Annotated in this window: 19 protein-coding genes; 12 read left to right on the top strand and 7 right to left on the bottom strand. The window is 39.1% G+C overall.

The window, feature by feature from the left end:
• Positions 1-404: 404 nt before the first annotated feature.
• The 5 genes from modA (at position 405) to ACSHXM_RS09635 (ending at position 7,282) form a co-directional block, all read left to right on the top strand.
• Positions 405-1,151, top strand: a complete 747-nt coding sequence (modA, locus tag ACSHXM_RS09655) for a molybdate ABC transporter substrate-binding protein (protein ID WP_435688552.1) — start codon at positions 405-407, stop codon at positions 1,149-1,151.
• Positions 1,148-1,852 carry a molybdate ABC transporter permease subunit gene (modB, locus tag ACSHXM_RS09650; protein WP_435688551.1) on the top strand — a complete coding sequence of 235 codons (705 nt, stop codon included), beginning with the start codon at positions 1,148-1,150 and terminating at the stop codon, positions 1,850-1,852. The genes modA and modB overlap by 4 nt, the downstream gene beginning before the upstream one ends.
• Before the next feature lie 6 nt (positions 1,853-1,858).
• Positions 1,859-2,947, top strand: coding sequence for a molybdenum ABC transporter ATP-binding protein (modC, locus tag ACSHXM_RS09645; protein ID WP_435688550.1), 1,089 nt, complete (start codon positions 1,859-1,861; stop codon positions 2,945-2,947).
• Between the two features lie 254 nt (positions 2,948-3,201).
• Positions 3,202-4,812 carry a solute:sodium symporter family transporter gene (locus ACSHXM_RS09640; protein WP_435688549.1) on the top strand — a complete coding sequence of 537 codons (1,611 nt, stop codon included), beginning with the start codon at positions 3,202-3,204 and terminating at the stop codon, positions 4,810-4,812.
• 307 nt (positions 4,813-5,119) lie between these two features.
• Positions 5,120-7,282 carry a hypothetical protein gene (locus ACSHXM_RS09635; RefSeq protein WP_435688548.1) on the top strand — a complete coding sequence of 721 codons (2,163 nt, stop codon included), beginning with the start codon at positions 5,120-5,122 and terminating at the stop codon, positions 7,280-7,282.
• Between the two features lie 111 nt (positions 7,283-7,393).
• Here the strand turns inward: ACSHXM_RS09635 and ACSHXM_RS09630 are convergent, their stop codons facing one another.
• The gene (locus tag ACSHXM_RS09630; protein ID WP_435688547.1) at positions 7,394-8,941 is read right to left on the bottom strand and encodes a tryptophan halogenase family protein; all 1,548 of its coding nucleotides are present in this window, start codon (positions 8,939-8,941) and stop codon (positions 7,394-7,396) included.
• 95 nt (positions 8,942-9,036) lie between these two features.
• Positions 9,037-11,904: a TonB-dependent receptor gene (locus tag ACSHXM_RS09625; RefSeq protein ID WP_435688546.1), complete on the bottom strand. Its 2,868-nt coding sequence runs from the start codon at positions 11,902-11,904 to the stop codon at positions 9,037-9,039.
• A 276-nt stretch (positions 11,905-12,180) separates the two neighbouring features.
• Between ACSHXM_RS09625 and ACSHXM_RS09620 the strand changes: the two genes are divergently transcribed.
• Complete coding sequence (locus tag ACSHXM_RS09620; RefSeq protein WP_435688545.1) at positions 12,181-12,861, top strand: GntR family transcriptional regulator; 681 nt, start codon at positions 12,181-12,183, stop codon at positions 12,859-12,861.
• A 150-nt stretch (positions 12,862-13,011) separates the two neighbouring features.
• Here ACSHXM_RS09620 and ACSHXM_RS09615 read toward each other — a convergent pair whose 3' ends face one another.
• The 5 genes from ACSHXM_RS09615 to ACSHXM_RS09595 form a co-directional block, all read right to left on the bottom strand.
• Entirely contained in the window at positions 13,012-14,256 is a 1,245-nt protein-coding gene (locus ACSHXM_RS09615) for an NAD(P)/FAD-dependent oxidoreductase (RefSeq protein ID WP_435688544.1), read from the bottom strand.
• Positions 14,257-14,274: 18 nt separating this feature from the next.
• Complete coding sequence (locus ACSHXM_RS09610; RefSeq protein ID WP_435688543.1) at positions 14,275-14,583, bottom strand: 2Fe-2S iron-sulfur cluster-binding protein; 309 nt, start codon at positions 14,581-14,583, stop codon at positions 14,275-14,277.
• Positions 14,584-14,616: 33 nt separating this feature from the next.
• Entirely contained in the window at positions 14,617-15,774 is a 1,158-nt protein-coding gene (locus ACSHXM_RS09605; RefSeq protein WP_435688542.1) for a cytochrome P450, read from the bottom strand.
• 98 nt (positions 15,775-15,872) lie between these two features.
• A complete protein-coding gene (locus ACSHXM_RS09600) occupies positions 15,873-16,679 on the bottom strand; it encodes an alpha/beta hydrolase (protein WP_435688541.1) in 807 nt (268 codons plus the stop codon).
• 3 nt (positions 16,680-16,682) lie between these two features.
• Positions 16,683-17,801 (bottom strand): alcohol dehydrogenase catalytic domain-containing protein, encoded by a 1,119-nt coding sequence (locus ACSHXM_RS09595; RefSeq protein WP_435688540.1) that lies wholly within the window; start codon positions 17,799-17,801, stop codon positions 16,683-16,685.
• Between the two features lie 164 nt (positions 17,802-17,965).
• Between ACSHXM_RS09595 and ACSHXM_RS09590 the strand changes: the two genes are divergently transcribed.
• The 6 genes from ACSHXM_RS09590 (at position 17,966) to ACSHXM_RS09565 (ending at position 26,931) form a co-directional block, all read left to right on the top strand.
• Entirely contained in the window at positions 17,966-18,826 is an 861-nt protein-coding gene (locus ACSHXM_RS09590; protein WP_435688539.1) for a helix-turn-helix domain-containing protein, read from the top strand.
• Positions 18,827-18,914: 88 nt separating this feature from the next.
• The gene (locus ACSHXM_RS09585; RefSeq protein ID WP_435688538.1) at positions 18,915-19,613 is read left to right on the top strand and encodes a 3-keto-disaccharide hydrolase; all 699 of its coding nucleotides are present in this window, start codon (positions 18,915-18,917) and stop codon (positions 19,611-19,613) included.
• Positions 19,614-19,962: 349 nt separating this feature from the next.
• Complete coding sequence (locus tag ACSHXM_RS09580) at positions 19,963-20,274, top strand: transposase (protein WP_435688537.1); 312 nt, start codon at positions 19,963-19,965, stop codon at positions 20,272-20,274.
• A 464-nt stretch (positions 20,275-20,738) separates the two neighbouring features.
• Positions 20,739-21,296, top strand: a complete 558-nt coding sequence (locus ACSHXM_RS09575; RefSeq protein ID WP_435688536.1) for a hypothetical protein — start codon at positions 20,739-20,741, stop codon at positions 21,294-21,296.
• Positions 21,293-23,803: a hypothetical protein gene (locus ACSHXM_RS09570; protein ID WP_435688535.1), complete on the top strand. Its 2,511-nt coding sequence runs from the start codon at positions 21,293-21,295 to the stop codon at positions 23,801-23,803. Before ACSHXM_RS09575 ends, ACSHXM_RS09570 begins: the two co-directional genes overlap by 4 nt.
• Complete coding sequence (locus ACSHXM_RS09565; protein ID WP_435688534.1) at positions 23,782-26,931, top strand: hypothetical protein; 3,150 nt, start codon at positions 23,782-23,784, stop codon at positions 26,929-26,931. The genes ACSHXM_RS09570 and ACSHXM_RS09565 overlap by 22 nt, the downstream gene beginning before the upstream one ends.
• The last annotated feature ends 13 nt before the right edge of the window (positions 26,932-26,944 follow it).

Here is a 26,944-nt window from a genome sequence, read left to right as displayed (position 1 = left end):
TCTTTTAATAGTTTGCGAACTTTGTCTGTTGAAGAGCCCGCAACTTGGTTGTTATGCATTATCTGATAGGGAGGAGATAGTTCTGTGACAACTTGTAAATCAATTTTTTTAGCAAAACTGATATTACAAATTGAGCAAGTTAATATTACTAAAATGTGGCAGATAATAGTTTTAAACATTAAGGTACATTTTTTACCATAGTGCTCATATCATAAAGAATTCTGGTGGGGATTCCAGTCTAGTTGATGGTTAATATGTAAAAATAGCAATTATTAACAATACAAATAGCCTAACAATGTCTTGAGATAAAGAACGCTATAATTCACACTATAACAATACTTATACTGACTTTAAGCATTGTTATCTCAAACATATTTTTACCTAGGTTCGTGTTGTTGTGGTTTTTGAGCTTTTCTAATTGTTTTGTTTTTGCAGAAACAGTAAATGTGGCAGTGGCCTCAAATTTTACCCATACCATGAAATCCTTAATCACAGAGTTTGAAAAAAATTCTCCTCATAGGATTAATTTGTCTTCTGCTTCTTCTGGGAAAATTTACGCTCAAATTATTAATGGTGCCCCTTTTGACCTGTTTTTTTCAGCTGATCAGTCAAAGCCTATGCGATTACAAAAAGAAAACTGGATTGTTGCTGGCAGTCGATTCACTTATGCGCAAGGTCAGTTGGTTTTATGGTCCATGAAAAAAGAACTTGTGTCAGATGGCGTAGAAACCTTATCAGCAGGTAATTTTAAAAAGTTAGCTTTAGCAAATCCTAGATTAGCACCATATGGAGAAGCTGCGAATCAAGTATTAAAAAAACTAGGGTTAGTTTACCTAACGCAAGCAAAGTGGGTTCAAGGTGAAAACATTTCTCAAACTTTTCAATTTGTTCGATCTGCAAACGTGGAATTAGGTTTTGTGGCTTTATCACAGGTCCAGTTATTGTTAGATCAAAATAAAGGTGGATTCTGGCAAATACCTGAAAACTATTATCAACCCATTTATCAAGATGCGGTGTTGTTAAAAAGAGCCTCTGGTAATTTAGGCGCATTAGCTTTTATTGAATTTATGCAAGGCGAAAAAGCAAAACAGCTGATTCTTCGAAGTGGTTATAAATTGTCGATTATTCCTGAATTGGAAAAAGCATCGTGAACCTATCAGATAGCGACATTCAAACAATATTTCTTACCTTAAAACTAGCCAGTACAGTGACTATTCTACTGTTGATTTTGGGAACTCCATTAGCGTGGTGGTTAGCTAAAACAAAGTCTTGGTTAAAAGCGCCAGTTAGCGCTGTTGTGGCTTTACCATTGGTATTACCTCCCACTGTGTTAGGTTTTTATTTATTGATTATGATGGGACCAAATGGCCCAATTGGAGAGTTCACACAACACTTAGGTTTAGGCACCTTGCCTTTTACTTTTTGGGGTTTAGTTTTTGCTTCAATGTTGTATTCATTGCCTTTTGTTGTGCAGCCAATTCAAAATGCTATTGAGTCGATAGGCGAACGCCCCTTAGAAGTTGCGGCTACTTTAGGTGCTGGTCCTTTGGATAGATTTTTTACTGTAGTGTTACCACTAGCAAAACCTGGATTTATAACTGCGTCCGTTTTAGGTTTCGCTCATACAGTCGGGGAGTTTGGCATAGTCTTGATGATTGGTGGAAATATTTCCGGAGAAACACGTGTGGTCTCTGTACAAATTTATGATCACGTTGAAGCGCTAGATTATGCTCAAGCCCACAATTTATCAGCAGTAATGGTTATTTTTGCATTTCTTGTTTTGTTGGCTTTATATACCCTCGGGCGAAAATCCAGTTTACTCAGTGTTTTTAACAGTAAAAGCAGGGGGTAATATAGAATGCCTGATGACGTTTTACACGCAAAGTTATCTTATTCATACTCAGCTGATTCAAATTTTAATTTAGCTTTGGATATTCATATTCCAAGCCGAGGTGTCACCGTTATTTTTGGAGAATCAGGTTCCGGCAAAACATCATTATTACGTTGTATTGCTGGGCTGGAAAAGGTTCCTAATGCACTGATTAAATTTAATCAACAAACTTGGCAAGAAGATGCGATTTTTGTGCCCACACATAAACGCAAGTTAGCTTATGTTTTTCAAGAAACCAGCCTTTTTTCACACTTAACGGTTCTGAATAATTTGCATTATGCTATCAAACGTTCTGCTGAAAAGTTAGACAATAAATTTTTACAACAAGTTATTGAAGTGATGGCAATAGATACTTTACTGCTTAAGCTGCCTAATCAATTGTCGGGTGGAGAGCGACAGAGAGTTGCCATTGCAAGAGCGTTATTAAGTAAACCTAAAGTTTTATTGATGGATGAGCCGTTAGCTTCTTTAGATAAAGCTAGAAAACAACAAATATTGCCTTATCTTGAAGCTTTACATGCCAAGTTCGACATTCCTATTGTGTATGTCACCCATTCCTTAGACGAGATGATCCGTTTAGCCGACTATGCGTTATTTATGGAACAGGGCAAAGTTGTTGCTAAAGGCACATTAACAGAGTTATTTGGTCGCATTGATACGCCACTTGGTGTAACGGATAATATAGGGGCTGTATTGGAGTGCGAATTTATCCAATCGGATAAAGAATGGAATTTAACCCAAGTGGGCTTTAATGGCGGTGAACTTTGGTTGCCTAACTCACCATCGCTAGAGCAAAAATCTATTAGGGTTCGTATTTTAGCGAGGGATATTAGTATTAGTTTAGTGCGGCCCACTGATATAAGTATTTTGAATGTGCTGGAAGTCACAGTGACGCATATTGCGATTGAGCATCAACCAGGTATGTCATTATTAACGTTAAATCTAGGTAAATCTTGTTTGATCGCTAGCCTAACCTCAAAGTCGATAAACGCACTAAAAATAACCCAAGGGCAAGTTGTGTGGGCCATGATTAAATCTGTGGCTATTGTTCGTTAAGTAAAGAAAATCCGAGCATTTTGGGATAATTTTAACTTCGTAATTTTTATCTTCGCAATGGTGGGTTGTATTCAGTTTATTTCGTTCCTCATTACCGAAAAATAATCACCAAATGATCTATCAAATTTCACTTATGATTAGTTGTTTTTCATATTTGAGATGTTAATATGGGAAGCGTAATGTTTACCTAATCCTTCCAATCTATTAACGTAGATTTTAACTCAGCTTTTAATTAATAATAAAGTGCATAACCTATGACAATAATATCTTTTTTACTTTTTACACTTTTTGCTGCGGGCCTAACGTGGTATCTAACTCGAAATTATGACAATAAAAGTAGCGATGGCTTCTTTTTGGGTGGTAGAAGCTTAACCTTTCCAATCATTGCAGGTTCACTCCTACTAACTAATTTATCAACTGAACAAATGGTTGGTTTAAATGGTTCAGCTTATAAAAATGGCTTGAGTGTTATGGCATGGGAAGTCATCGCTGTTTTAGCTTTGGTTTTGATGGCAGCCTATTTTTTACCTAAATTTTTACGTTCTGGTATTACAACCGTACCTCAATTCCTTGAGCAACGTTTTGACCGACGTACACAAACCCTAGGTAATTCAATATTCCTTGCCGCGTACGCACTCTTGTTGATTCCTATCGTGTTGTATAGTGGCGCGAAGGGCTTAATTAACATGATGGACTTACACAGCTTAACTGGCATAGAAAGCGAGTTCACTTTGTTAACCATTACTTGCATCGGAATAGGGGGAGCTGGAATGCTTTACTCTCGTTTTGGTGGGCTTCGTACTTTAGCAGTGCTTGATACCATTAATGGTATTGGATTGTTAATTGGTGGATTCATGATTGCGGCTTTTGCTCTTTATGTTTTAGGTGGCGATGGCGGTATCCTTGCAGGTTGGGAAACCCTAAACACAGTTCATCCAGAGCGCATGGATTCAACAGGTGCCGAAGGTCTTGAATCAGAAATTCCATTCTCTACCTTGTTTACGGGTGTTGCTTTACTTAACTTGTTTTACTGGTGTACTAACCAACAGATTATTCAACGTACATTTGGCGCAAGTAGTTTAGCTGAAGGTCAAAAAGGTGTGCTTTTGACTGGTGCATTAAAATTATTAGGACCTATCTATTTGGTTTTACCAGGCTTAATCGCTTACCACTTATATTTTGGCCAAGGGGTCAGCAATGATGACGCTTACGGTAAATTAGTTGCAGATGTACTTCCTGCGCAGTTAACCGGCTTTTTTGCGGCAGTAATGGTTGGTGCTATTTTAAGTTCATTTAACGCTGCACTAAATTCAACTTCTGCTTTATTTTCATTAGGTCTGTATAAACACCTAATAAACCCAACAGCAAGTGACGAACAAACGGTTAAAACTGCAAAGTTATTTGTAACGGTTATTGCCGTTGCGGCTATGTTTGGGGCGCCTTTGTTGTCTAAGACATCCAGTATTTTTAGTTATTTACAAACTATGAATGGAATTTACGCGATACCAATTTTCTCTGTTGTTGTGATGGGGCTGGTAAACAAACGTGTGCCATCTGCTGCCGCTTTCTATTCAATGGTCGTTGGTTTGGTGGTAATGGTCGGGTTATTAATTGTGTATCCGGCTTTAAATGATGGTGCTAATACATCACAACTAACGGGTATTAGTAACTTCCACATGATGGGTATTGTATTTGGATCTTTAATGTTAGCTATGTTTATTGCTGCTAAAGTTGCTCCACGTGCAGAAGCGTTTGAAATTACAACGAATACACCTATTGATATGACTCCTTGGAAAGGCACTAAATACGCAAGCATAGTGTTAGTGATTGCAGTAATCGCTATCTACGCAGCATTTTCTAAATAGAATGAGTTAAGAGTGTGTGGGTAACTTACAAACTGTAGGTGCCTAAATACACAACTTAGATGTATAAAGAACAAAGGGAGTAACTTAGGTTACTCCCTTTTTTTGTGTGAAAAATTAACAATTTCATAGGCTTAGGATGTTTTTTCTCTTATCATTATTTAATTGTATATATTTATTTGTTAACAATGTTACTATTAACGTTAATGTAATGTGATTATGTATCACGGTGTTTGACTCCAAAAATAAACTTGCCTTTAAAAAACAGGGTGATTGATTTTATGTTTTGGGGTTTTGAAGAGGTTAATTAATGAGTATTCCAAGTAACAAAACTATTTTGTCAGTTGTATTGGCTACATGCCTTAGTTTAACGCTTAGTGCGTGTGGGGGAGGAGGAAGTTCTCCAGAACCAACACCCACTCCAACACCGACTCCAACACCTGATCCAGAGCCTACTCCAGATCCGGAGCCTGAACCAACCCCAATGGGTAAACAGGTGGATATCAACTTTGATACTAAACATAGTGTGGGCGGCATAGACACCTTTGATCGACAAAAGTTTATTACTATCCATTCAAGTTCCAGTGAAAATGACTGGGGTGAAAATGATGGTCACACTCAAAATGCGCCAAATGAAGATCCAAATTTAATGGTCAATTTTGTCACAGACAATGATGTCTATTTTGGTCGTGTTACTGGCTCTATTGGTTGGGCGTTAAGAAATGTAAGTGAAGATCCCAATAAAATAGGCTTTGTTGATGAAGCCTCTGCTACCACAACCGGTGGCAATTTTCGTTGGTCTTACGCGAATAGTAATAACAAGAAGTATGCGGATGCTAGACTTCCTGAAATTGAAGCCCGTTCACAGGACATGATCCAAGGTGGCCAACAACATCCATATTGGCCAGAAGGTACCGACATTAATCCATTCCCGAATGGTGATGCTTGGTCTTTCTCACAAACCGATACTGATGAAGAGCCTTTAGGTACGGCTACAGGCCATTATATGGGGCAGTATTTATCTAAATTCTTTAAGAATAATGAAAATGAATCTTGGGAGCCTAAACCTACCTATTTCGAAATCATGAACGAACCTCTGTATGACTTAACTACTGTTCGAGATCCAAGTGATCCTAAATATGTGGAGCCAGCTACGGCATTTGAGTTTCATAACACCACTAAAAATGAAATTCGTAAAATTGCTGAAAATGATGATATTCAAGTGGGCGGATACACAGTGGCGTTTCCTGATTTTGATAAAGACAATTTTCAGCGATGGTATGACAGAGATAAACAATTTATCGATATTTCTGGCGACAGTATGGATTTCTATTCCATCCATTTATACGACTTTCCTTGTTTAGGAAATACCGAAAAGTACCGTAAAGGCAGTAACGTAGAAGCCACTATGGATATGATGGAGCATTATAGCCGTATCGCCATAGGTGAAATGAAACCTTATGTAATTTCTGAATATGGCGCTGCCAGTCACTGCGTCAGAAAAGAAGGCTGGAGCCCAAGAAAAGACACCTACGTGTTACGGGCCACGAACTCTTTATTAATGAGTTTTATGGAACGTCCAGATGTGATTGCGAAAACTATTCCATTTATAGTGGTAAAAGCTGAATGGGGAAGAACAGAAGTACCATATGGCCCTCGTTTAATGGTACAAGAATTCGAACGTACTGGTGTGGACACTGAAACTCAGTGGGTGTATTCAGATTTAGTATTATTCTACAACCTTTGGTCTGAAGTGAAGGGAACCCGTATAGACACTTGGTCGTCTGATTTAGATATTTTGGTTGATGCCTATGTGGACGGCGATGATGCTTATATTATCCTCAATAACTTAGAATTTGATGATGCTGAAGTGAACTTAAATGCTATGGGCATTGATACCGCGAATATCAGTGCAGTCAACATTAAACACATGCGTACCACAGACGATGCAGTAGAAGCGTCTTCCATTGAATTAACAGATTCAACTAGTTTGCCAGATGCCGTGACCATTGATGGTGAGGGCACTATGGTTATCAAGGTCACCTACAATACCGACATCACTATTGACCAAACTAGCGAAGAAACCAAATATTACGCCACGGATTATATCCATGATATCACTGCCAATACGGATATCACTTATAACATCAATGGTGTTAGTAAAGGTGACAATGGTGAAGCGATTTTACGTTTAGCTATTGGACGAGAGCATGCTAAATCGTTAATGCCAATTGTGACTGTGAATGGCACAGAAGTCACTGTTCCAGAAGATTTCAGAGGGTACGACCAAGAAATGGGTAAAGTAAATCCTGGCCGAGACAACTTCTTTGGCACTATTGAAATTCCAGTGGCTTACAGTGAATTACAGACTGACAACAGCATCAAGGTTCAGTTTAGTGATACAGGTGGACATGTATCATCTGCTTCTTTGCAAGTATTTAATACTTCTAAAGAACTAGACCGTACTCGTTAATCTCTGGTTTAAAGCTAACTTGTTTTTAAAAGCCTGTTTCTTAATACAAACAAACAGGCTTTTTTTTATTTATTAAAGGAAGTATGGCTGTTATACGACTCCGGATTGGTATTAATTCTGTCGCTGGGTCATTTTATCGAGTAACTCTCTATTGGTAGGAAGTGGTGCCAAATACTGCTGTTTTTGCTGGTTTACCTGCTGGATTGTCTGTTGTATTTTATTGCTTATCCCTTGGCTAAGAGATAGTGGCTGAGGATGTTTCGGGTAATCCATGGCAGATAAAATATATTGGTAACTAGCAGAAGGGAATACTTCTGTTTGATTAAAGTCGTAGTGCCAAGGGGCCTGATATTTCCATAGTTCTAACAACTCAAGTAATTCATCACTGCAGGTTACGGCTTGTTTATGCTCACGCCAGTAATTGTGATCGTCCCGCTGACTTAAATAATAATGCAGCTTTAAGAAGTCGATAACCCGTTGCCAGCGGTATGAGAAAGTTTGATTAAACCGCTTGGCTAATAAGGGCATGGCTTGTTTATTGTGGGGAAATTGACTGGCTAACATATCGGCTGATAGTTCAACTAAAGCCAAAGAAGAAGCTTCTAAAGGTTCAACAAACCCTGCGGATAAACCAATGGCAATACAGTTATTCTGCCAGAACTTTTCTCTATAACCTGGCGTAAAAGAAAGTTTACGTATTTCAATATCTGGCAAAAAACTTCCTTGTTGTTGCATATAATTGCGTAAGCATTGCTTGGCGCCATCATCGTCTAAATGTTGATTTGAATAAACTAATCCAATGCCTCGCCTGGTTTGTAATCCAATATCCCACACCCAGCCTGCTTTTTTCGCCGTACTGATAGTAGTGGATGCAATAGGCGAATATGGCGACTGGTATGGTAAATGACAAGCTAAGGCGCTGTTGTTAAACAGTTGACTGGTTTTATCCTGATACTTTACCTTGTAGTGCTGATTAATCAGTAGCCCTTGCATACCGCTGCAATCAATAAATAGGTCGCCTGCTAGTAAGCCATGTTTTGAGGTGTGTAGCCCTTTAATATCTTGATTAGGGTGAGACTCAACTTGCTTAACAGTATCGACTATATGTTTAACTCCCAGTTCTTTTATACAGTGCTGTTTAATAAACTGTGAAAATGCGCCTGCATCTAAATGGTAGCCATAGTTACATACGGCTGCGTAATCTGGGGTAGTACTTTGTTTAGGGGCTAAGCCTTTGTGGCATACAGCAGTTTGTGCTGTAACTAAGTTGGCGAATTCTGGTTCGGGATGAGTGAGCCAATACTCCATCATGTTAATTTGGGGAAAATTTGCTGGAAGGGAAAAAGGATGTAAATAACTGTCATCGGTTTGGCCTGTTCTCCAGCCATTAAAAGTTGAACCTTGTTTTAGGCTAACATTACAATGGCGAATAAAGTCAGACTCCTTGATCCCCATCTTGCTCAGAGTTTGACGCATGGTAGGCCAAGTACCTTCTCCCACACCAATCGGCTGAATGTCTGACGATTCGATAAGTGTAATAGAAATAGCTGGATTAGTTTGCTGATATTTACGCTTTAAACTGGCTGCAAGTGTACCAGCTGTTAACCAACCAGCTGTTCCACCGCCAACAATTACTATCGACTTTACTTGTTCTGACATATTTAATTCGGGTCAATTATTTTCAATAGTAAAGCTAACCGAAGCCCTCTGCTAATTTACTCGAGAGGGCTCGGTAGCCTACACACATGAAACGATTAGAAGTTCGCTCTTACACCTAATGCAAACCGACTACCAAAGTCTTCTGCGGCTAAGAACTGATTTTTGAAGCGACCGTGTCTACGAGTGGTCTCTTCGGTGACATTCAAACCTTCAAATATAACGGTAAAGGTTTCGTTAATATCATAACTCACACTTAGATCCAGCTGTCCGTAAGCTTCGGTAAATTGAGGCTCATTAGGACTATGGAATTGGTTCGTATTTAGCAAAAAGTCATCACGCCAATTGTAAGCGACCCGCACTTGAATACCGTCTTTATCATAAAAGGCCACTAAGTTAGCTGAGTCACTTAACCCTGTCAAAGCCACTGATTGGCTGAAAGAGTTAACGTCATATTCAACACTGCCATTAACGGCTGTGTAGTTGAATTGCCCACCAAAACCAGACTCGCCAAACATATGTTGTAGGGCTAGTTCGAATCCGCTCACAGTGGCATCTTCTAGGTTTTTAGGCACTTCAACATTAAACATCACTTCAGGATCGCTACTGTTCGACACGCAATTGGCATTTGGCGGATTTTGTGCTGGATCTGGACAGCTCGGTCTTGGGTTAGCAGAAGGGTCGGTAAGTGGCTGGCCATCGGCACCATTAATGGTACGGGTTTCGTTGGTGATCCCAATAAAGTTATTCACGTACTTTTTAAAGTAACCTAAAGACGCATAACTGCCTTCGTCGTAATACCATTCTAGAGACAGGTCTAGATTATTTGAGGTATAGGGCAATAAGTTAGGATCACCCTGAGTGGCGTTAAATGGACCACCGGGACGCAGGTTAGTGATATTGGTAGCCGGCGCAATGGCCGTGACGTCACTTCGGGTTAACGTGCGGCTGTAAGCGAAACGACCCACTAGGTCTTCGCTAAACTCAACATTAATGTCTAAGTTAGGTAAAAACTCAGTGTACCCACCGGTTAGAGTATCTGTGCTAGCTTGTCCGCCAGCAGGGAAAACGCCACGAATCTCTTCATCACTTAAGTACACTAGGTTAGCTGGTAAAGTTGTATTAGAAGAGGCCGTTACGTCTGTATCTTCGAACCTTACACCCACGTTTATGTCGATAGGAAAGTCATTAAACTCAGTGACAAAATCCATAGACACATAAGCTGAAAAAGTATCTTCTAGAATATTGTCTACGGAAACAGGATTCTCAGTAATTAGATTACCATTGGTAATGGCCTGATTAACGGTATTTGGATTAGCGTTAAATTGCAGAGGGAACAAACTATTTCCGCCACTAAAGTTTTCGCCTATGGTAGAAGGTGTAAAAGATAAGTCTAAACTCGGAATATCCAATACATCATATATCACGCTAAAGCCAAAACGTTTAGTGGTATCAAATTGGTATTCTGTATTGCCGATTCCAAAACTAATATTAGCTAGAGCACTGTCATTGAGGTTTTCCCACTCACCATTGATATTCCATTGTTTGATGTTGTTTTTGATTGCATGCCCACGTACCACCACTACGTCACCATCTATGTGCGGCAAAGAATACGGGTCGTAACTCGCTGGTAGAGGTGATGGAGCGCTATCATCAAAAGTATTGGTGACTTCAGCAAATACAGTAGGTACATCGTTACTGGTAAAATCTAACCCAATATCAACATAACGTTCGTCAGCCGGGGTACTGATCACTGTGGTAAATTCACTGATCTCACCGCTAGGTTGGGTTTCCGATGTTGAGTCATGGGCATCAAATTCTAAACTCAAACTTTCGTTCACTTGCCAATCAATATTTAATCCGAATGAGTCGTTTTGTGTTTCAACCAGTTGGCGACTTGTTGCAAAGTTTAATCTGTGGTTGGTATGTCTTGGATTAACAACTGTTCCGTTACTATCCACCGAACCCAAAGTATTGCTATCAGAATCAAACCAGAACCCAGTGCTTGCGCGATTTATTTCTTCGTCAAAATTTGACCCTGTATAATCTAAGGTAACGGTCAAATCTTCATTGGGCGCATACTGTAGTACCGTTTGAATGTTTTCGCGTTCACGTTCATGATCGTTATATTCCACAGAAAAGTTTCTTGGGATCCAGAATACTCCAGGGTTTTCTGGGTTGCTTAAGTTACTAGCATCAATGCCTGTGTAAACACTACCGTTGTCACGTAACCAGCCATCATTGACTACCGCTTCTTTGCGGCTATCTCGTTGTGAGTTTGCATAAGCGACTAATAAACCCAATTTTCCATCGGCAAATACATTGCTGTATAAACCTGAAAACTCTGGCGTTATATCACTGCCATTAACATTACTGTTGTCCATAATACCTTTGGCACCAACAGATATTTTCTGTTCACCTAAGTCTAAAGGTTTAGCTGTGTTTAGGTTGATGGTGGCACCAATACCGCCACTAGTAACGTGGGCTTTACCGGTTTTGTAGACTTCTACGCCTGATACTACTTCTGAAGCAATATGTTGAAAGTTAAACGCTCTGTTAATGCCAACATCCGTGGATAGGGTTGATGAGGTAGGCATGGCTCGGCCATTAAGGGTAACCATGTTAAATGTTGGGCCAAATCCTCTTACTGAAACTTGATTACCTTCGTTATTTGAGCGGTCTATCGATACGCCACTTATGCGTTGTAAAGATTCTGCTAGGTTTGTGTCGGGGAATTTACCAATGTCCTCTGCGGTAATTGCGTCAACAATGCCACTGGCTTCTCGCTTGATGTTGGCCGAACTTGCAAGTGAACCACGGATACCGGATACCGAAATAACCTCTACATCATCTGCGGGTGTTGAATCTTGCGCCATTGCCTGCAAGCTTACGGTCCCACTAACCAGAGCTAACGCGACAGAGCGAGACAGTATATTGGTTCGAAAATCTTTCCTCGAATTAAACATTTCTAATGCCTTTTATTAAAGTTTGAACGTGAAAATTAATTTATTTCAATGAATTATTAACTACATATTGTTAACAATGTACTTACACATTGTCATATATTAAAGTTGAGATCAACCACTCTAAATAAATTATTGCCCTTTTATATCTTCATGATTGTGTGTAATTTTATTTTGATTATGCAGGTTTAATAGGTGAGATTATTGAAAATAATATAAAAACGTTTTAACTTTTATGGCATATTATTAGCAATAAGATGTTTTTTAGGGGGGTATCTGGTGGATATAGATAATATTGATAACTTGCGTTCGCCTTTGATCGGTGAAGAGAGCACGGTTTACAACAATCTATTAAATGATATTGCTCGGGCTATGTTGGTTAGCGGTGATCGCCTCGTGTCCAGTGCGCTAGCAAAACGTTACAACAGCAGCGTTAATACGGTTAGAGAAGCCCTTAATCGATTGCAAGGTGAAGGCTTAGTCACTGTTGAACCGAATAGCGGTGCTCGGGTGACCTTATTTGAATACAGAACTATGCGTGATGTGTTTGAGTTATTACAGTTACTAGAGCCTTATCTAATAGAATGGTTTGTACAGGAACATAGTCCACAACAAATGCAAGAATTGCACGGACTAGTCGACAAAATGGAACGGCTGGATGATGGCGACCATTTGTCTTATAGGTTACTGGATACCCAATTTCACTGGGCTATTTATAGTCAGCATTATAATGAGAGCGCGGTAAGTTTATGGCGACAAAAGCGTTTAATATTGCAAACCATGCATTCTAACTTAACCACTCGTGCTTCTCGGGCAAATAAAGGGATAGCAGAGCATAGGCAGATGTTAGCCTGTATTGAAAAACGAGATACTAAAGGAACGTTAGCGGTACTGGAACAACATATTACAGAAAGTAGCCAATATTGGTCTCGCTTTATTGATAAATTTAATAAGAAATAAAATGTAATACTACAGCATGAAAGCGTGTTGATTATTTGAACGAGCTATATTGCAGAAATCATACCCATTGAATAACAAAAACCGCTTATTTAAAGCGGTTTTTTTTCAAGCGTCATTGCCCTACACGGCTATAATTTATGCGGATTGCTATTACGCTAATAAATTGGCTGGTTTAAATTCTATGTTTGGATCAACTAACTTCTCTTGGTCAATATTGTCGTCACCTTTAATAAATTTAGTGCCAACAACATAAGCTTTCGCATTATTCACCGCATCAACAGCCAATAAGGTGTGGTCGTTAAAATACCAAACAGAAAACTTGTGACCTTCACCAGCTTCATGTCGTACTAAAATTTTGTTGTAACCTTGAGATAAACCAACCATTTGAAGTTTTACGTCATATTGATCAGACCAAAACCAAGGTAAAGTGTTGTAATTGACATCTTGACCACAAATTGAGGCCGCAGCCACTTTTGCTTGGTCAACGGCATTTTGTACAGACTCTAAACGAATATTGCGATCGTAATGGGGGTTGTGATGGAAACTACAATCTCCAATGGCATATATGTCGCTGTCGTTTGTACGAGCAGCACTGTCTACGGCTATTCCGTTATCTAAAGTCAAACCAGCGGCTTGGGCAAGCTCAGTGTTAACTCTAATTCCCACTCCTACCACTATTACATCAGCTGGGTATTCGCTACCATCAGAGCAAGTGACAAGATTTGAATCACCTTTGTTGGTGATTTTTGATACATCTTTTGAAGTCAGGACATCCACGCCATTATCAGCATGAAGTTTTTGAAAAAACTCTGACATCACCGGCGCTGTGACCCGAGCTAGGATCCGTTCTTCTCTTTCAAGTACCGTGACTTTAGCCCCCATCTTTTTCATTGAAGCGGCGGTTTCTAATCCTATGTAACCCCCACCTATAACAACAACTTGCTTAGACTCACTATTACTGAGCGCCGTTTTGATATTGGTCACGTCTGCTGCTGTGCGTAATGGGTATAAATTCGCAGCATCGTTAATCCCGGTAATCGGCGGAATAAAAGGCCGTGCACCGGTGGCAATAACCAACTTAGCGTAGTTGTGTACATTGCCATCACTGGTAGTAATAGATTTTTCTTTAGGATCTACAGCGGTAACCGATAGCCCTAAATTTAAAGAAATATCTTTAGCTGTATAACTATCTGCTGATTTAAGCAGGTTTTTCTCAATACCATCATCACTGGTTAAATAAGCTTTAGATAGAGGAGGGCGGTGATATGGCAAAGTTGGATCGGTATCAAATAGTTTGATTTTCCCTAACCAGCCTTCTTTACGTAACGCAAATGCAAGGTTTACCCCTGCATGACTAGCGCCAATTACGATGCAGCTTTGTTCGTTCTGAGCCATTTCATTCACCCTTAAAGATTAACCAGCTACTGTTAGTTCAACGCCATCAAGATCTTCACTTATCTCAATTTGACAGCACAAACGACTGAACTCATTTACATTATCGTCTAGCTCTAACATATCTTGTTCAATTTCACTGGCTTCACCAGTTTTACTCATATCTTCAGGTTTGACGTGAACATGGCATGTTGCGCATGAGCATACACCGCCACAGTCGCCATCGATGCCTTGTACACCGTTTTCAACGGCGAGTGACATCACAGAGCCTGAGTCTGCTTCTAGAGTGATTTTTTCTTGATCTGAAGTTATAAATGTAATTTTTGCCATGGGTTGTTACCTTTTTAAAATTTATCTATTGTTTTATTTGGGGTTGAATTTTACCACTAACTTTTCGTAGCCTACTTTTCTATGGAAATCATCCCATTCCTCGATGTTGTCTTCAGTCTCTAACAAGTCGATGGACCCGACTTTGTCGCATAACACGTCAATTAGAGTGCTGAGGATTTGCCGTGCGTGAGTAGCTCCTAAACAGTTATGATGACTAAACCCAAATCCAACGTGAGGGTTAAGTTTACGATCTAATACCACTTCATTAGGGTTTTCAAATACGGTTTCATCTCTATTAGCCGATGCCCAACATAAAGACACGCGAGTATCGGCTTTAGCTGCGTGTTCACATACTTGGGTATCTTCTGTGACGACGCGGCCCATATGCGTTAGTGGTGAGAAGTAACGAATAAATTCTTCAATTGCGCGGCCTCTAATTTCCGGCTCAGCTCGCAGGCGGTCTAGTGACTGGGTATGTTCAGCGAAATAAGCAATTGTGTTAGATACTGCATTAATGACTGTATCTCGACCACCAGAGAAAGTGAGTACAATGACCCCTTTTACTTCTTCTTTGGTCATCTTTTTACCATCAACTTCTGCAGCAAGTAGTACTGAATACAAATCATCAGATGGATTGGCAATGGCTTTTTCTATTTGCTCATCAATGTAATCGTATAGTACTTTCGCTTTGTCTCCATCTAAGGCCTCGCCTTCACTACGAAATACATGGGTGCCCCAGCTGATCCATAATTTAGCATCGTCAATTGGGGTGTTTAATAAAAACGTTAATGCGTTTGATTGCAATACTAGGGAGAAATCTTCAATTATTTCTACAGGATCTTTGTCTAGGTTTTCATCAACTAAACCTTCGATTAAGTCTCGTAATTTTTGTTTGTAGCTGTCTTCGAGTGGACGCTTAAACCAAGGGTCTAATAATGCACGAAAACCTTTATGCTTAGGAGGATCGACTTCAAAAGGGATTTGACGAGTATCACGAATATTCACCTCGGACGGCACAACAATGCGGCCTGGAGTGGTTTCTGAACTAAAGGCTTTTGCGTTGTGAGCACTCTTACGAACGTCTTTGAGTCTTAACATCATTGTGACTGGATCATCTTGATCACTGACTTCTGCATAACCTTTATCTTTACGGACTTGCTCGAAAGGGTCTCCGATCGCACTTTTATTCATGATGTCTCCGAAATTTTCACTATGTTGCACTAATGTAAAATGTTATTTTATTGTATTTATTATGATGTTTATGTCATATTAATGGCTAATAATGTCATTTATTTGCTTTTTGATTTCTCGATATGATCAAAGAACTCTAAGGTTTTAACTAAATGAGTATTCCAATATGGCCATTCGTGTCCGCCGCTCATTTCTTGATATTGGTGATTAATTTTAGCTTGATTCAAATTTTTGACTAAAGCTCGATTACTTTCAATTAACTCATCACTTACTCCACAATCCAGTCTTAGTGGTGGCAGGTGTTTTTTGTTTTTATCACACCAATATAGGATGTCAGATTCGTTGATATCTGCTGTTTGGTATGCGGTTAAAGGTTTGTCTGTAAATAAACTTAGATCTGATAATTGAGTAATAGAAGAATGAGCAGAAATGCCGCTAAATTGTTTTGCATACTTGGCACCTAGGCGAAGAGCTCCATACCCTCCCATAGATAGACCAGTAATATACAGGTTACTTTTTTCACTAACAGACGTTAAGTCATTGGTAACAGTTTCAATAACATCCTGCATTATCCACTGTTCGAAGTTTCCTTGCTCTTCTAATGGTAAATAGGCTGAACCTTCCCAAATACCACCATCAGATGGCATAACCAGTACAAACTCTGATAAGCCTTGTTTACGTAAGCTTTCGTAAACCTGATGTGCACCGCCCAGGTCCATCCAAACCCAGTTATTGCCGTAAACACCATGCAACAATACAATGATTGGGAGGTCTGTTGCCTGACTATAAGGGTTATAAACCGTAACATCTTGGCGTCTATCTAGATTATCAGAATGTAACGTATAGGTTACTGTGTTCTTCCTAGCGTATTTAGGATTTGACTTTTCAATTCGAGTAACAGCCATGATTTAGCCTTCAACCTCATCCATTAACACCACGCCTTTGGCGATACGTCCGTTAAGTAAATCATCAAATCCTTGGGCTATATCTTCCAATCGATAAGTTTTGGTGACGAGCTCTTCAAGTTTTAGTTTACCTTGTTCGTATAAGTCTAATACTCGAGGGAAGTCTCGTTCAGGATTACACATACCATAGAGTGGGTTGATATAGATTTTGTCCCATTCAAACAACTCGCAATCAAAATCAATTCTCTGCTCGATACCACTAACTTGTACTGCCGTGCCTGCACTTCTAATAAGTGTAAGGGGAGCCGAACCTAGCGCTGGAATGGCAGTACATTCAAAAGCGTAGTCGGCACCTCTACCGCCATTAATTTCCATTACCTGTTGTTTTACATTGATAAAGTCTACATCTTCTTTTGTCGAGATAACGCCATGTGTGGCACCAAACTCTTTTGCTTGGTCAATACGGTTTTGGGCAATATCTATTGCAATAATTTTGGCTGCACCAGAGTTTTTTGCACCTTGTATAACGTTAAGTCCCACCCCTCCACAACCTATAACACAAACAGTTGAGCCAGCTTTTACATTAGCTGCATTGACGACTGAGCCCCAGCCTGTCATCACACCACAACCTACTATTGATGCGGCGGCAAAAGGAATATCATGAGTGAGTTTAACTACAGCTTCTTGTTTTACCATGGCGTATTCGCTCATGGCACCCAAGTGGAAAGAGCGTTCTATGGGTTGGTCATTATGGGTTGATGATTCTATTTGAGCATGGCCTTCTAAACCGCATCCACAAACAGGAGAGTTGGTTTCACAAATGTGTACGTTACCTTCGTTACATTGAAAACAATGTCCACAAGGGATTGCCCAATTTAATATGACCTTGTCACCTACGGCTACTTTAGTGACATTTTTACCTACAGAATGCACCGTTCCCGCACCTTCATGTCCAACAATAAAGTTTTTGTTCCAAGTTTGAATCGAGTCCCAATCTGTATGGCATATTCCAGCCGCAGCTATTTTGACTAACACTTCATTGTCAGCACATTCACCAATTTGAATGGTGTCAACGTTATAGTTGCCTTTACCGTCTGAAATAACTGCCTTAGATGTGATCATATTTGTGGACTCTTAAAAATAGGAAATAGTTTGGATTTGAATTGAAACATAGTCTGGTATGCAAATACTGTCATGAATTTACTAAAAAATGTCATATATTTGATGTTGAAAGTGATTAGCTTTATGCTTATTTATACTTTTATAACATTCTCTTGTGTGAGTTGATGAAATCCCAACCCGTATACTGCGAACCATTCTGTATCGAAAAAAGCCATCTTTTCGAAATACATAAAGTGGTTTACAAAGAACAAGATACTTACACCTGTTTCATGCACTTTCATGAAGTACACGAGTTTATTTTCTTTGAATCAATTACCGGCCAATACTTTTATAGTCAAGGTGAGTCAGTACTACAAGATAACGACATTGTTTTCATACCTGCTTTGGAAACTCACGATTTTGATTGTGCTGATGGTGAAAAGTCTTGGTTCATCATTCAATTTTTGCCTGAATTGTTTGAACATGAAGATTTTATAAATGTGCGGGATATATTTAGTCAGGCGTTACATTTACGCTTGCCACCAGAACATATTGCCGCAGTACAACAACAATTGTCCTGGTTGCATATGTGTTATGAAAAAGATCCGCATAGTGCACTGAGTTTAAATTTACTCAAAACCCTAATGTTATGGGTAGCTGAGTTTTCTTACCCCGTCGATTTAAGTGATAATAAACCTATTGCTAAAAGCCCTGGGTTTAAAAAGCTACAGCCTATAATTGATTTGTTTAGACATAACCCATCAGTCGACTTATCTTTGAATCAGGCTGCAGAAAAATGTTATCTGTCACCGGCTTATTTCTCGCGGTTATTTAAGAGTGTATTTCGTTGTAATTATTCTGAATATAACTTGAAACACAAGTTGTACAGCGCCGCAAGAATGATCAGTCAAACAGAAAAGTCCATTACTGAGATTAGTTATGAACTGCACTTCTCCAGCCCATCACACTTTATTGCTCAATTCAGAAAACAGTTTTCGATAACACCTAAAAAATACCGCAGCGAAGCATTTTCTAAATCTGGTTAACCAAAGCTGTAACTGGCATGACTTCTTTTTTCCGTGAAAAATAGGTACTCTATGTATTCTAATAAAAATCAAATTTTACGGACCTAATATGAAATCTGTTCTTAGTATACTAGTTGCAGCCATTTTATTGCTGAGTTGCGCACAAAATGGAAAACCCAAACCTTACGCTTTGTTGGATAAAGACTTAAGTCAATTTTCTAACATTTATAAATTTGGTACGGCCAAAATGGTAGGTGACGAGTTAGTATTAAACTCTACCGGTAACTGGTTCTTTACCACTAAAAAGCGATATAAGAACTTTATTTTAACAGGCGAGATTATTATGCCTGACGTAAAGGAATACAGTAACTCAGGTTTTATGTTTAGAGGCAGTGCGATCGAAAGTAAAAAAGGTATTGTCGCTGCGGGGTATCAAGCTGAAGTGGATCCAAGTGATCGTAAGTGGAGTGGGGGACTTTATCATCAAGGAGGTCGTCAATGGTTACATCCAGTGCACGCCAAACGTTCAAATTTGGACCAGGACTTTAAAAAGAACTTTTTTGATAGTTGGACGCCTGAAATGGCCAACGCCTATAAACACCTTCAGTGGAATAAGTACCGTATTGAATGTATCAACAATGAAATTAAGATTTATTTGAACGGGGTATTAACTACTCATGTGTTGGACAATAAACTAAAAGAAGGTTTTATTGGCCTACAACACCACGGCAGTGCCAAGTTACGTAAAACAGGTAAAACAGATAACGTTGTTCGTTTTAGAAATGTGATGATCACTGAGTTAGATTAATCTTAAGTACTCAAGTTAGACAGGAGCCCAATATTTGTTGGGCTTTTTTTTGCGTAAATACAGTGAAACTAAATTAAAAACCTAATTGTCGATTAGTGTGATTTTATGGGAAGTTTACTGGGAAAGAGTTGGTACAACCGAGTGGACTCGAACCACCGACCCCCACCATGTCAAGGTGGTATGGTAAGTATGCTCAAACACAGCAATTACCCAGCTAAAACACATTAAAATATGATAATCAATAGGTTATAGGTGCAGGTCAGGTTGTCTGATTGAGTGTCTTGGGTATTATTATACAACCTATCTTAATTTATGGCCACAAAATGGTCACACGGAAAATAGTTCCAAAATGACCACTACCATTAATAGACAATATCACCGAAGTGGAACCTTATGGGAAGGGCGCTATAAGTCATGTTTAGTGAAACAAGAAAACTATCTCCTTAAGTTGTACCGTTATATAGAACTAAATCCAGTCAGAGCAGGCATGGTGGACGATCCAGCTGATTACACTTGGTCGAGTTATCAATGTAATGGGTTAGGCAAAAAGACCGACTTGTTGACTCCTTATGCTTTCTTTTGTCTTTTGGTAAGGATGAAAAACACAGAATGTTATCTTATCGAGCACTGTTTCAATATCATGTTGAAGGCAAGCTATTAGATGATATTAGGCAAGCAATAAAGGTTTAGCACTTGGTAACGAGCATTTTGTAGCAGATATTGAAGCTATAACAGGAAAGCGACTCAGGCAAGCACAAAGAGGTAGACCTATAGGGTGGCGAAAGACCACCAGAGAATAGGAACAAAGTTGTAGGAAAAGTCTAATTTGAAACTGACCCTGATATATCTTAGTCATAATTCTGCAATTTCATATTGCGTGCAAAGCATACCTTGTATAAACGCACTTTGTTATACAACGATTTATGCGAGATGAAGCGCTCAGTCAGAGCGAGCTAATTTCTTTAAAAGATAAACATTACTGTTTAAAGAAAACGCCTGTATGACATTAGTTTGTTTATGCGCAACGTAGGCGAATTAGCAAATATTTATTACCTAAAACTAACTTTTAAAAAAATGCTGCTAGTATCTCCCCCATGAAATGATCTTATACAGGGAGTATTTGGTATGGATAAGTTTAAACGGTATTTAGATAACATTTACGAAAATGGGCAGTTCCAGGTTCTAGATGAAACAAGAATTGAATGGGACAGAAAGGTTCGTAATTTAGTTGAGCGGGTTAACCCTGTCGCTGCGTTACAAGGCCGTAATTTGGAGCCTTCTTATATTAAACCTTTCGCTTTGCATTCATTGCAAAGCCCGTTACTGGTATATTTGGACGGTCGTGAAATATATCGTGTTCTATCTGGTTATTTCACCTATTCCGTATACTGTCAACATCGAAAGCCTGTAGCTGCATATGTACTTAATAAGGCTCCGCCTAATCAGTTTCGCGAGTTGTTTTTTCTAAATGAATTAACCCGCTGTTTACTCGACCAATACTTTATTAATAGCTCTTCTATGGTCGCCACTTTCCTGACTAACTGGTTTGAAGCAACTGATGACAGTTTGTTTCGTAATGAGAAGTGGTTGACGTTGTATCCACACCTGAAAACTAAAGCTGAGTTGTGCCGTTGGTTGGGTATTTCGAATAAAACATTTTTTGTGAAGAAGGGGGAGGGATGATGTATTCAGATAGCAAAATTTATAAAGCCTTAGTCAAGGTTACCGCACAGGAAAACCGGATAAGTAAAGAAAAAGCGGAGCAATCTTGGTCAAACTTTTTAACGTGCATAAACGCCCCCTCGGATTTGGCCGGATTGTATTTGGTTAATGATCTGCTTCGAGATTTTTCTGGCTTTTCTGGTCTTATTGAACGCCTTTCTAAGGCTCTTAATGTTACGCCTGCCATGCTCGATGCCTTGAAGTTCAGCGTTGACCTTGCTAAATGTGATGAGAGGACCTACACACGAATTCAAGTTGGTAAAGGCTGGTTGTCTAAACGAGCCCTATACAGTCTATTGTTTAGTTACCGTTCTCTTCAAGATGGGAATACTAGTCGGTGGTTTTTGTTGCGTTTTGTTGAGCAATTTATTGCGACTCAAAATTTATTAAAGGATCCAGCTTTTCAACCGGTAACCAAGAGCCGAGAGGAAGAAGTTTGCCGAGCATTTAGGTTATTGTGCATACGCGATAATCGAGATTTTAACGTTGATACGTTGCCAATTGGTAACATGACCATGGAAGATTGTGATCTGACAGTTGCTCTTGAGTCTATGGCTAAATTATTGATGCCAGGTGATTCTAATCGTCAGTATGTGATGACCTTGTTGCACTTTTTTAATGGCGATTGGAAAACCCCAATACCACGAGCCACTCCCGTTCGACGCGATCCACGTTCAGGGAGGCGCTACGGACGAAAAATACGGCAAGAACCATTACCTGGTGAACTTTCTGACCTTCACAGCATACAGCCCTTTAAAGCACCAAATATTGATGTGGAAGGGATTAATGGAGAAGATTTTTTTATCGCTCAACAGCACGTAATCTTTAATTCAAATAGTGATTTTGAACGTAAAACCACCAATTTGTATGCAGTGAATGCGGTTAGAGATAAGACCCTAAAGAGGGCACGCCAAGTTGACATAAGCGCACGGGTTCGAAAATCGCAAAATACATCCATGACGAACCTCAGTTTGATGTCACCTACGTCACTCAACTCATTGGTTGTCTTAATTATAAAGTTGGCCAAAAGATCTAAAGATGTTGACTATGTGATCTCATTGTTTTGCAGCTTCACTTTAGGTAAGTCACTGAATGATTTGGCTGATTTATCGGTGTTTTTCAATGACAAAAAGCTTGAACAAGGAATTTATCTAAATAGGAAAAAACGCCAAGGATACTGGTATTTTAAAATTGAAAATAACACCCAGATCCGTCGAGACACAAAAGACAATCTGAATGAGGTACAGGAATGGGCTAAAACTCCATGTCCTAGCTTTCTAGTTAACCTTTTGTTGAAACGTAATGAGGTTAATAAAAAGACTAAATTGTTTCAGATGTCGTCGTCAGAATTAATTAAAAACCTAAAAGGTAAGCTGAAGCGTCACTCAGAAAGGCATTTCCAACAGTCCTTGTCATTGACTCAAATTCAGTCATTTACAATGCGTTATGTAGAATCAAAAGATCAAATTGATCCAGTGATTTTTGACTTTAGTTATAATAATCATTATTACAGTTGCCGCGTTAGTCGCAGTTACGTCTGCATCAGTAACCAGACTCGATTACGCCAATTAGATGGGTTTTGGCATGATATTAGTCTTTATACTGGACAACCTACGCTGAAACACTTTTTCTTCGATGGGGCTGTGCCTGATCTGGTGGAGTCTTCTGCAGCAGTTGGATCAAAATATTGTATTACTGACCAAGTGCACCAAGGCCTTACTAAACACCTGGTGGAGCAACTATCAAGGCACAAACTTTCGGTGACAAAACCTTTATCAGAGGTAATAGCCTATCATAACCATTTTGCATTTTACACAACATGGTTGCTGGCTTTTTCTGTAGGGTATCGCGCCGTTATCAATCCATTGCCGACACTGGCATTACATTTTTCTGATCTTGGTTTGTTGACGATCAGCGACAAAGATGACAGTGATTATACTCATACCCGTGTCGTCGCCTGCCCTTTCGTATTAAATAAACAACTTGAATATTATAGACAACATTTGCTTCGCTTATCTGAGCTGTTGAGGACATTGGTACCGGGCCTGTGCCATTCCGTTGACGAGATTGTCAGATATGAACAAAAACTACTGTCTCTATCCCCGTTGGATTCGGCCAATTGGTTTAGAATGGTTCGCAATGATAAGCGAAGGTTAGGACCGTTATTCTGGTTAGATGACAATCTAAATGTGAAGCCAATTAGCCCCAGTTTGATGGTGGGGAACTTACCGGCAAAGCTAAAAATTCCGGCTAATGTTGGGCGGCATTGGCTTAAATCTATGTTGCTATCTGAGGGAGTGTCTCCAGAGCTAATTAACTGGCAAATGGGACATTGGCAAAGTGGTCAGTCACCATTGGGTAATTATTCCTGCTTAAATCCCAAGGAGGCTAGTAATGAGCTAAATATTCTTATTGAAAAACACCTATCTGATATTGGTTGGACACCATGTACGTCAGCTCTTTTATAAAGGAATTACAACAACAAGGAGAAAAACATCCTTGTTATGCTGCAGGTAATGGACATTTTTCTCAACGAGAGAAGTTTACGGATGCTTATCTTAAAGTCGTATCCAGTTTAGTTGTAGCCAAACGACAGTTAGGAGGGAATCGTTCTTTAAAATACTTTGAAGCACCATTGCTAAAAAGAGCAGTAAATAGTTTGTTTAAACATGGTGCAGAGCTATATCAGTTGTACCATGATGTACTGGAAATTATCTTAAGGTATGCAAGAAATAACCATGGCTTAGATTCTCCTGAGATCCCAGCGTTAATAACCTTGCAGCGGGATAAGCCTTTTGTGGGTCCACATGAGCTACTTTATGTCAATATTTCTCAACGGGTTTACCAGTGTTTGACTGATGAAATACAGCGACCTTCAAGTAACCTTAATGGCATACAACAACTTGGACGTTTGGTGTTGAGTTTGTATTTATCAGGGCCGGTAAAACAGTTTAACGAATTACCTTACTTGCTGAATAATGGATGTATTAAATATAGTAGCGGAATTACGTACCTACATTTGATTAAAGATACAAAAAAATACTCGGAAAACCGTTACATTCTTGGAGATATGACTGCGTTATTTTACATGGATTATCGAAATACTGTAGAGGTAGCAAGACAAGCTCTAAACAGTTCCTGTGAATCAAAAAAGAATTATGTCCCTAAAAGACCTAGTTTAAAAAGCTTACATAAAGCCTGCAATGAGTTTTTATCTTCTAAACTGGGAATGGAGACCTTAAGTATACTGCAACTTAGATTACTACGTAAAACTTATACTAGCCTGAATATGAGTCCATTTGAGTCTGCATTTTATAACGGAGTTATGCCAAGCCAAGTGTTGGAAGAAAAGATACTTTATCGATTGCTAACTGACAAAGTGGTGCCAGAAGAAGAGCAATTAAAGCGTAACAGATTTAGCCAGAAACAATGGCTAGAGCGAGCCATACAAATAGGTGATTTGAATAATTGTCAATATCACAATGTTAAATATTCATTGAACTTGTTGTATCCAATTCTGAAGATATTACGTCTAGGTGATGGTGAGAAAAAGGCCGTAAATAAAACAATTAATAATTACAGGAACCAGCCAGATTATCAGTCAAATTTTTATGTGAGTTTACTAATGTTATGGATTAGGCAAATGATGGCAACAGGCGGCTTGTTAAAAAATACAATACGATTCTCTACCATTGCTGATTATGTAGGCACTATTGCATTACCGTTATTGACCGAATTTGCCGATAGTAATCTAATTAGAATGGATGGAGAAGAGTTGGCTGATAAGTTAAATAAGGTGGCAATAAATATCGCGTCTCCAACCCGTAAAAGTTTTGTTTACTATTTTGCTTACTTTCTTTGCCAACTTGATTTGGTGGAAAATTTCTCGCTAGATGATTTGGATATTCAATCTGGTTCATCCAATGTGGATGCCAACTTAATCAGTGTTCCACAAATAGAGTCTGTTCTAACACATGTAGCCACTCAATTAGACTTCCCAGATAGGCGAGACCTAATTTTAATCATTTGCCTTGGATTTTATGGAGGGCTGCGTCGAAATGAGACGTGTTGGCTATTGCCGACAGATTTTGAAGTCATAAAAGATTCGCAAAATGATGTATTGGAAGTTAACTTGCGAATTCGTTCAAATAAATACCGACGATTAAAGTCTCCTGCCGCAAATAGATTATTACCGTTATCGGTGCTTTTACCTAGAAACTGGTTGAACATGTTGGTTGAAAAACTTGAGGTACTCAATTCCTCAGTAAAATCAAAAAGCGTATTGTTTTTTAATGAGCCAAATCACACTCATCACTTGTTTAGTTTAGCTACAGAAGTACTCCGTGATTACCTCAAAGATAGTGGTTTTCGCTATCATCATTTACGGCATTCTTTTTCAAACTGGCAGTTTTACCGCTTATTAGTAGCATCAAAGATTAATTTTGACGCAGGGAAGTGTTTTTCATGCTTTGATTCAGAATATTTTTCCGAATCGTCTGTAGAAGATTTAAAAGCACGTCTTGCGCTAAAGCCAAATTCCCGTAAAACGATGTATGCACTGTCAACTTTAATGGGGCATTCAACAGTGGGTATTACCCTGGGGCACTATATTCATTTGCGAGATCTATTTTATTACTTGTTAAATCGAGATAAAGAAATGATGAGTCAAAATCGATTATCAGGAGTAGTTCGTTATGCCAAATATCAAAGGCTTGGCAATGAGAGTTTAATCGAGGCTGTAGATTTTCGTACCAGAAGCCAAGAAATTAATATGAGCCCGACTCTTAGCGAGGTAGCTAAGCTAGGATATCAACCGGATAAGTACGAAATTAACCTTAAAGCTAAGGTATCAACATTACGTAGGCCCAAATTGGCAAATATGGCTGATATGATTAAAAGTCTAGAATCGTGTGACATCCAATCGGTTGCTGATGAGTATCGTCAAGACAAGTTGTGGGTTGAAGAAATAAATTTTTCGGCAAGGAAACTTTCAAAAAGTTACTTTAGAAAATCAAAAGTAATAGGTGCGTTAATAGAATTCCCTCAGAATAGCTCTCATAAACGTGGTAAAAAAAGGGACTCCAAGTCAAGGGAAATGTTTTTACAGTTGTGCGAACAGGGGGATTTTGTTATTGACAAACAAATTTTCAATGACGAGCAATGGAGGCGAGCTTTAAAACTTGTTGGGACTATTTCAAGCAGTGTAAACAATACATTTTTCACTTGTGATAGAGAGACTGTTAGGAATTTTCTTGCCCTTTGTTGTCAGCTACAAATAGCCCCTTTTAACATTCGTTTTGAACTGCACGTACTGGAAGAGTCTCAGTCGGTAGTAACACAGTGGCGTGACTTGCTGTTCGAATCGAATTATGGGGCTGCGGAATTAACGATTAAGAAAGTCGTAACTGCCAGAAAGCAGTATTACAATAAAGAAGCCGTTTCAGGGCAACTTTCGATTCGTGTAGGAATGGTATACCCAAAGACAGAAAAGTGGATGAAGGCCAAATGTTTTAGCCAGTTTATGCATTTACTTCTGATTTATCGAACAGCTGTAGATTTTATTGATAAGCATATGGCACACCATACTAGTCATTAATGCTGGCCTACAA

The sequence above is a fragment of the Paraglaciecola sp. genome (genome assembly GCF_051252315.1).
Classification (GTDB): domain Bacteria; phylum Pseudomonadota; class Gammaproteobacteria; order Enterobacterales; family Alteromonadaceae; genus Paraglaciecola.
Note: the sequence above shows the minus strand (reverse complement) of the source record. Positions and strands in the feature narration are given on the sequence as shown.

Coding starts and splice junctions, on each gene's coding strand:
- ACSHXM_RS09590 (WP_435688539.1), top strand. CDS start 17,966: ATGAAATCCCAACCCGTATACTGCGAACCATTCTGTATCGAAAAAAGC.
- ACSHXM_RS09610 (WP_435688543.1), bottom strand. CDS start 14,583: ATGGCAAAAATTACATTTATAACTTCAGATCAAGAAAAAATCACTCTA.
- ACSHXM_RS09635 (WP_435688548.1), top strand. CDS start 5,120: ATGAGTATTCCAAGTAACAAAACTATTTTGTCAGTTGTATTGGCTACA.
- ACSHXM_RS09615 (WP_435688544.1), bottom strand. CDS start 14,256: ATGGCTCAGAACGAACAAAGCTGCATCGTAATTGGCGCTAGTCATGCA.
- ACSHXM_RS09565 (WP_435688534.1), top strand. CDS start 23,782: ATGTACGTCAGCTCTTTTATAAAGGAATTACAACAACAAGGAGAAAAA.
- ACSHXM_RS09575 (WP_435688536.1), top strand. CDS start 20,739: ATGGATAAGTTTAAACGGTATTTAGATAACATTTACGAAAATGGGCAG.
- ACSHXM_RS09585 (WP_435688538.1), top strand. CDS start 18,915: ATGAAATCTGTTCTTAGTATACTAGTTGCAGCCATTTTATTGCTGAGT.
- ACSHXM_RS09570 (WP_435688535.1), top strand. CDS start 21,293: ATGATGTATTCAGATAGCAAAATTTATAAAGCCTTAGTCAAGGTTACC.
- ACSHXM_RS09580 (WP_435688537.1), top strand. CDS start 19,963: ATGACCACTACCATTAATAGACAATATCACCGAAGTGGAACCTTATGG.
- ACSHXM_RS09605 (WP_435688542.1), bottom strand. CDS start 15,774: ATGAATAAAAGTGCGATCGGAGACCCTTTCGAGCAAGTCCGTAAAGAT.
- ACSHXM_RS09595 (WP_435688540.1), bottom strand. CDS start 17,801: ATGATCACATCTAAGGCAGTTATTTCAGACGGTAAAGGCAACTATAAC.
- ACSHXM_RS09640 (WP_435688549.1), top strand. CDS start 3,202: ATGACAATAATATCTTTTTTACTTTTTACACTTTTTGCTGCGGGCCTA.
- ACSHXM_RS09600 (WP_435688541.1), bottom strand. CDS start 16,679: ATGGCTGTTACTCGAATTGAAAAGTCAAATCCTAAATACGCTAGGAAG.
- modC (WP_435688550.1), top strand. CDS start 1,859: ATGCCTGATGACGTTTTACACGCAAAGTTATCTTATTCATACTCAGCT.
- ACSHXM_RS09630 (WP_435688547.1), bottom strand. CDS start 8,941: ATGTCAGAACAAGTAAAGTCGATAGTAATTGTTGGCGGTGGAACAGCT.
- ACSHXM_RS09625 (WP_435688546.1), bottom strand. CDS start 11,904: ATGTTTAATTCGAGGAAAGATTTTCGAACCAATATACTGTCTCGCTCT.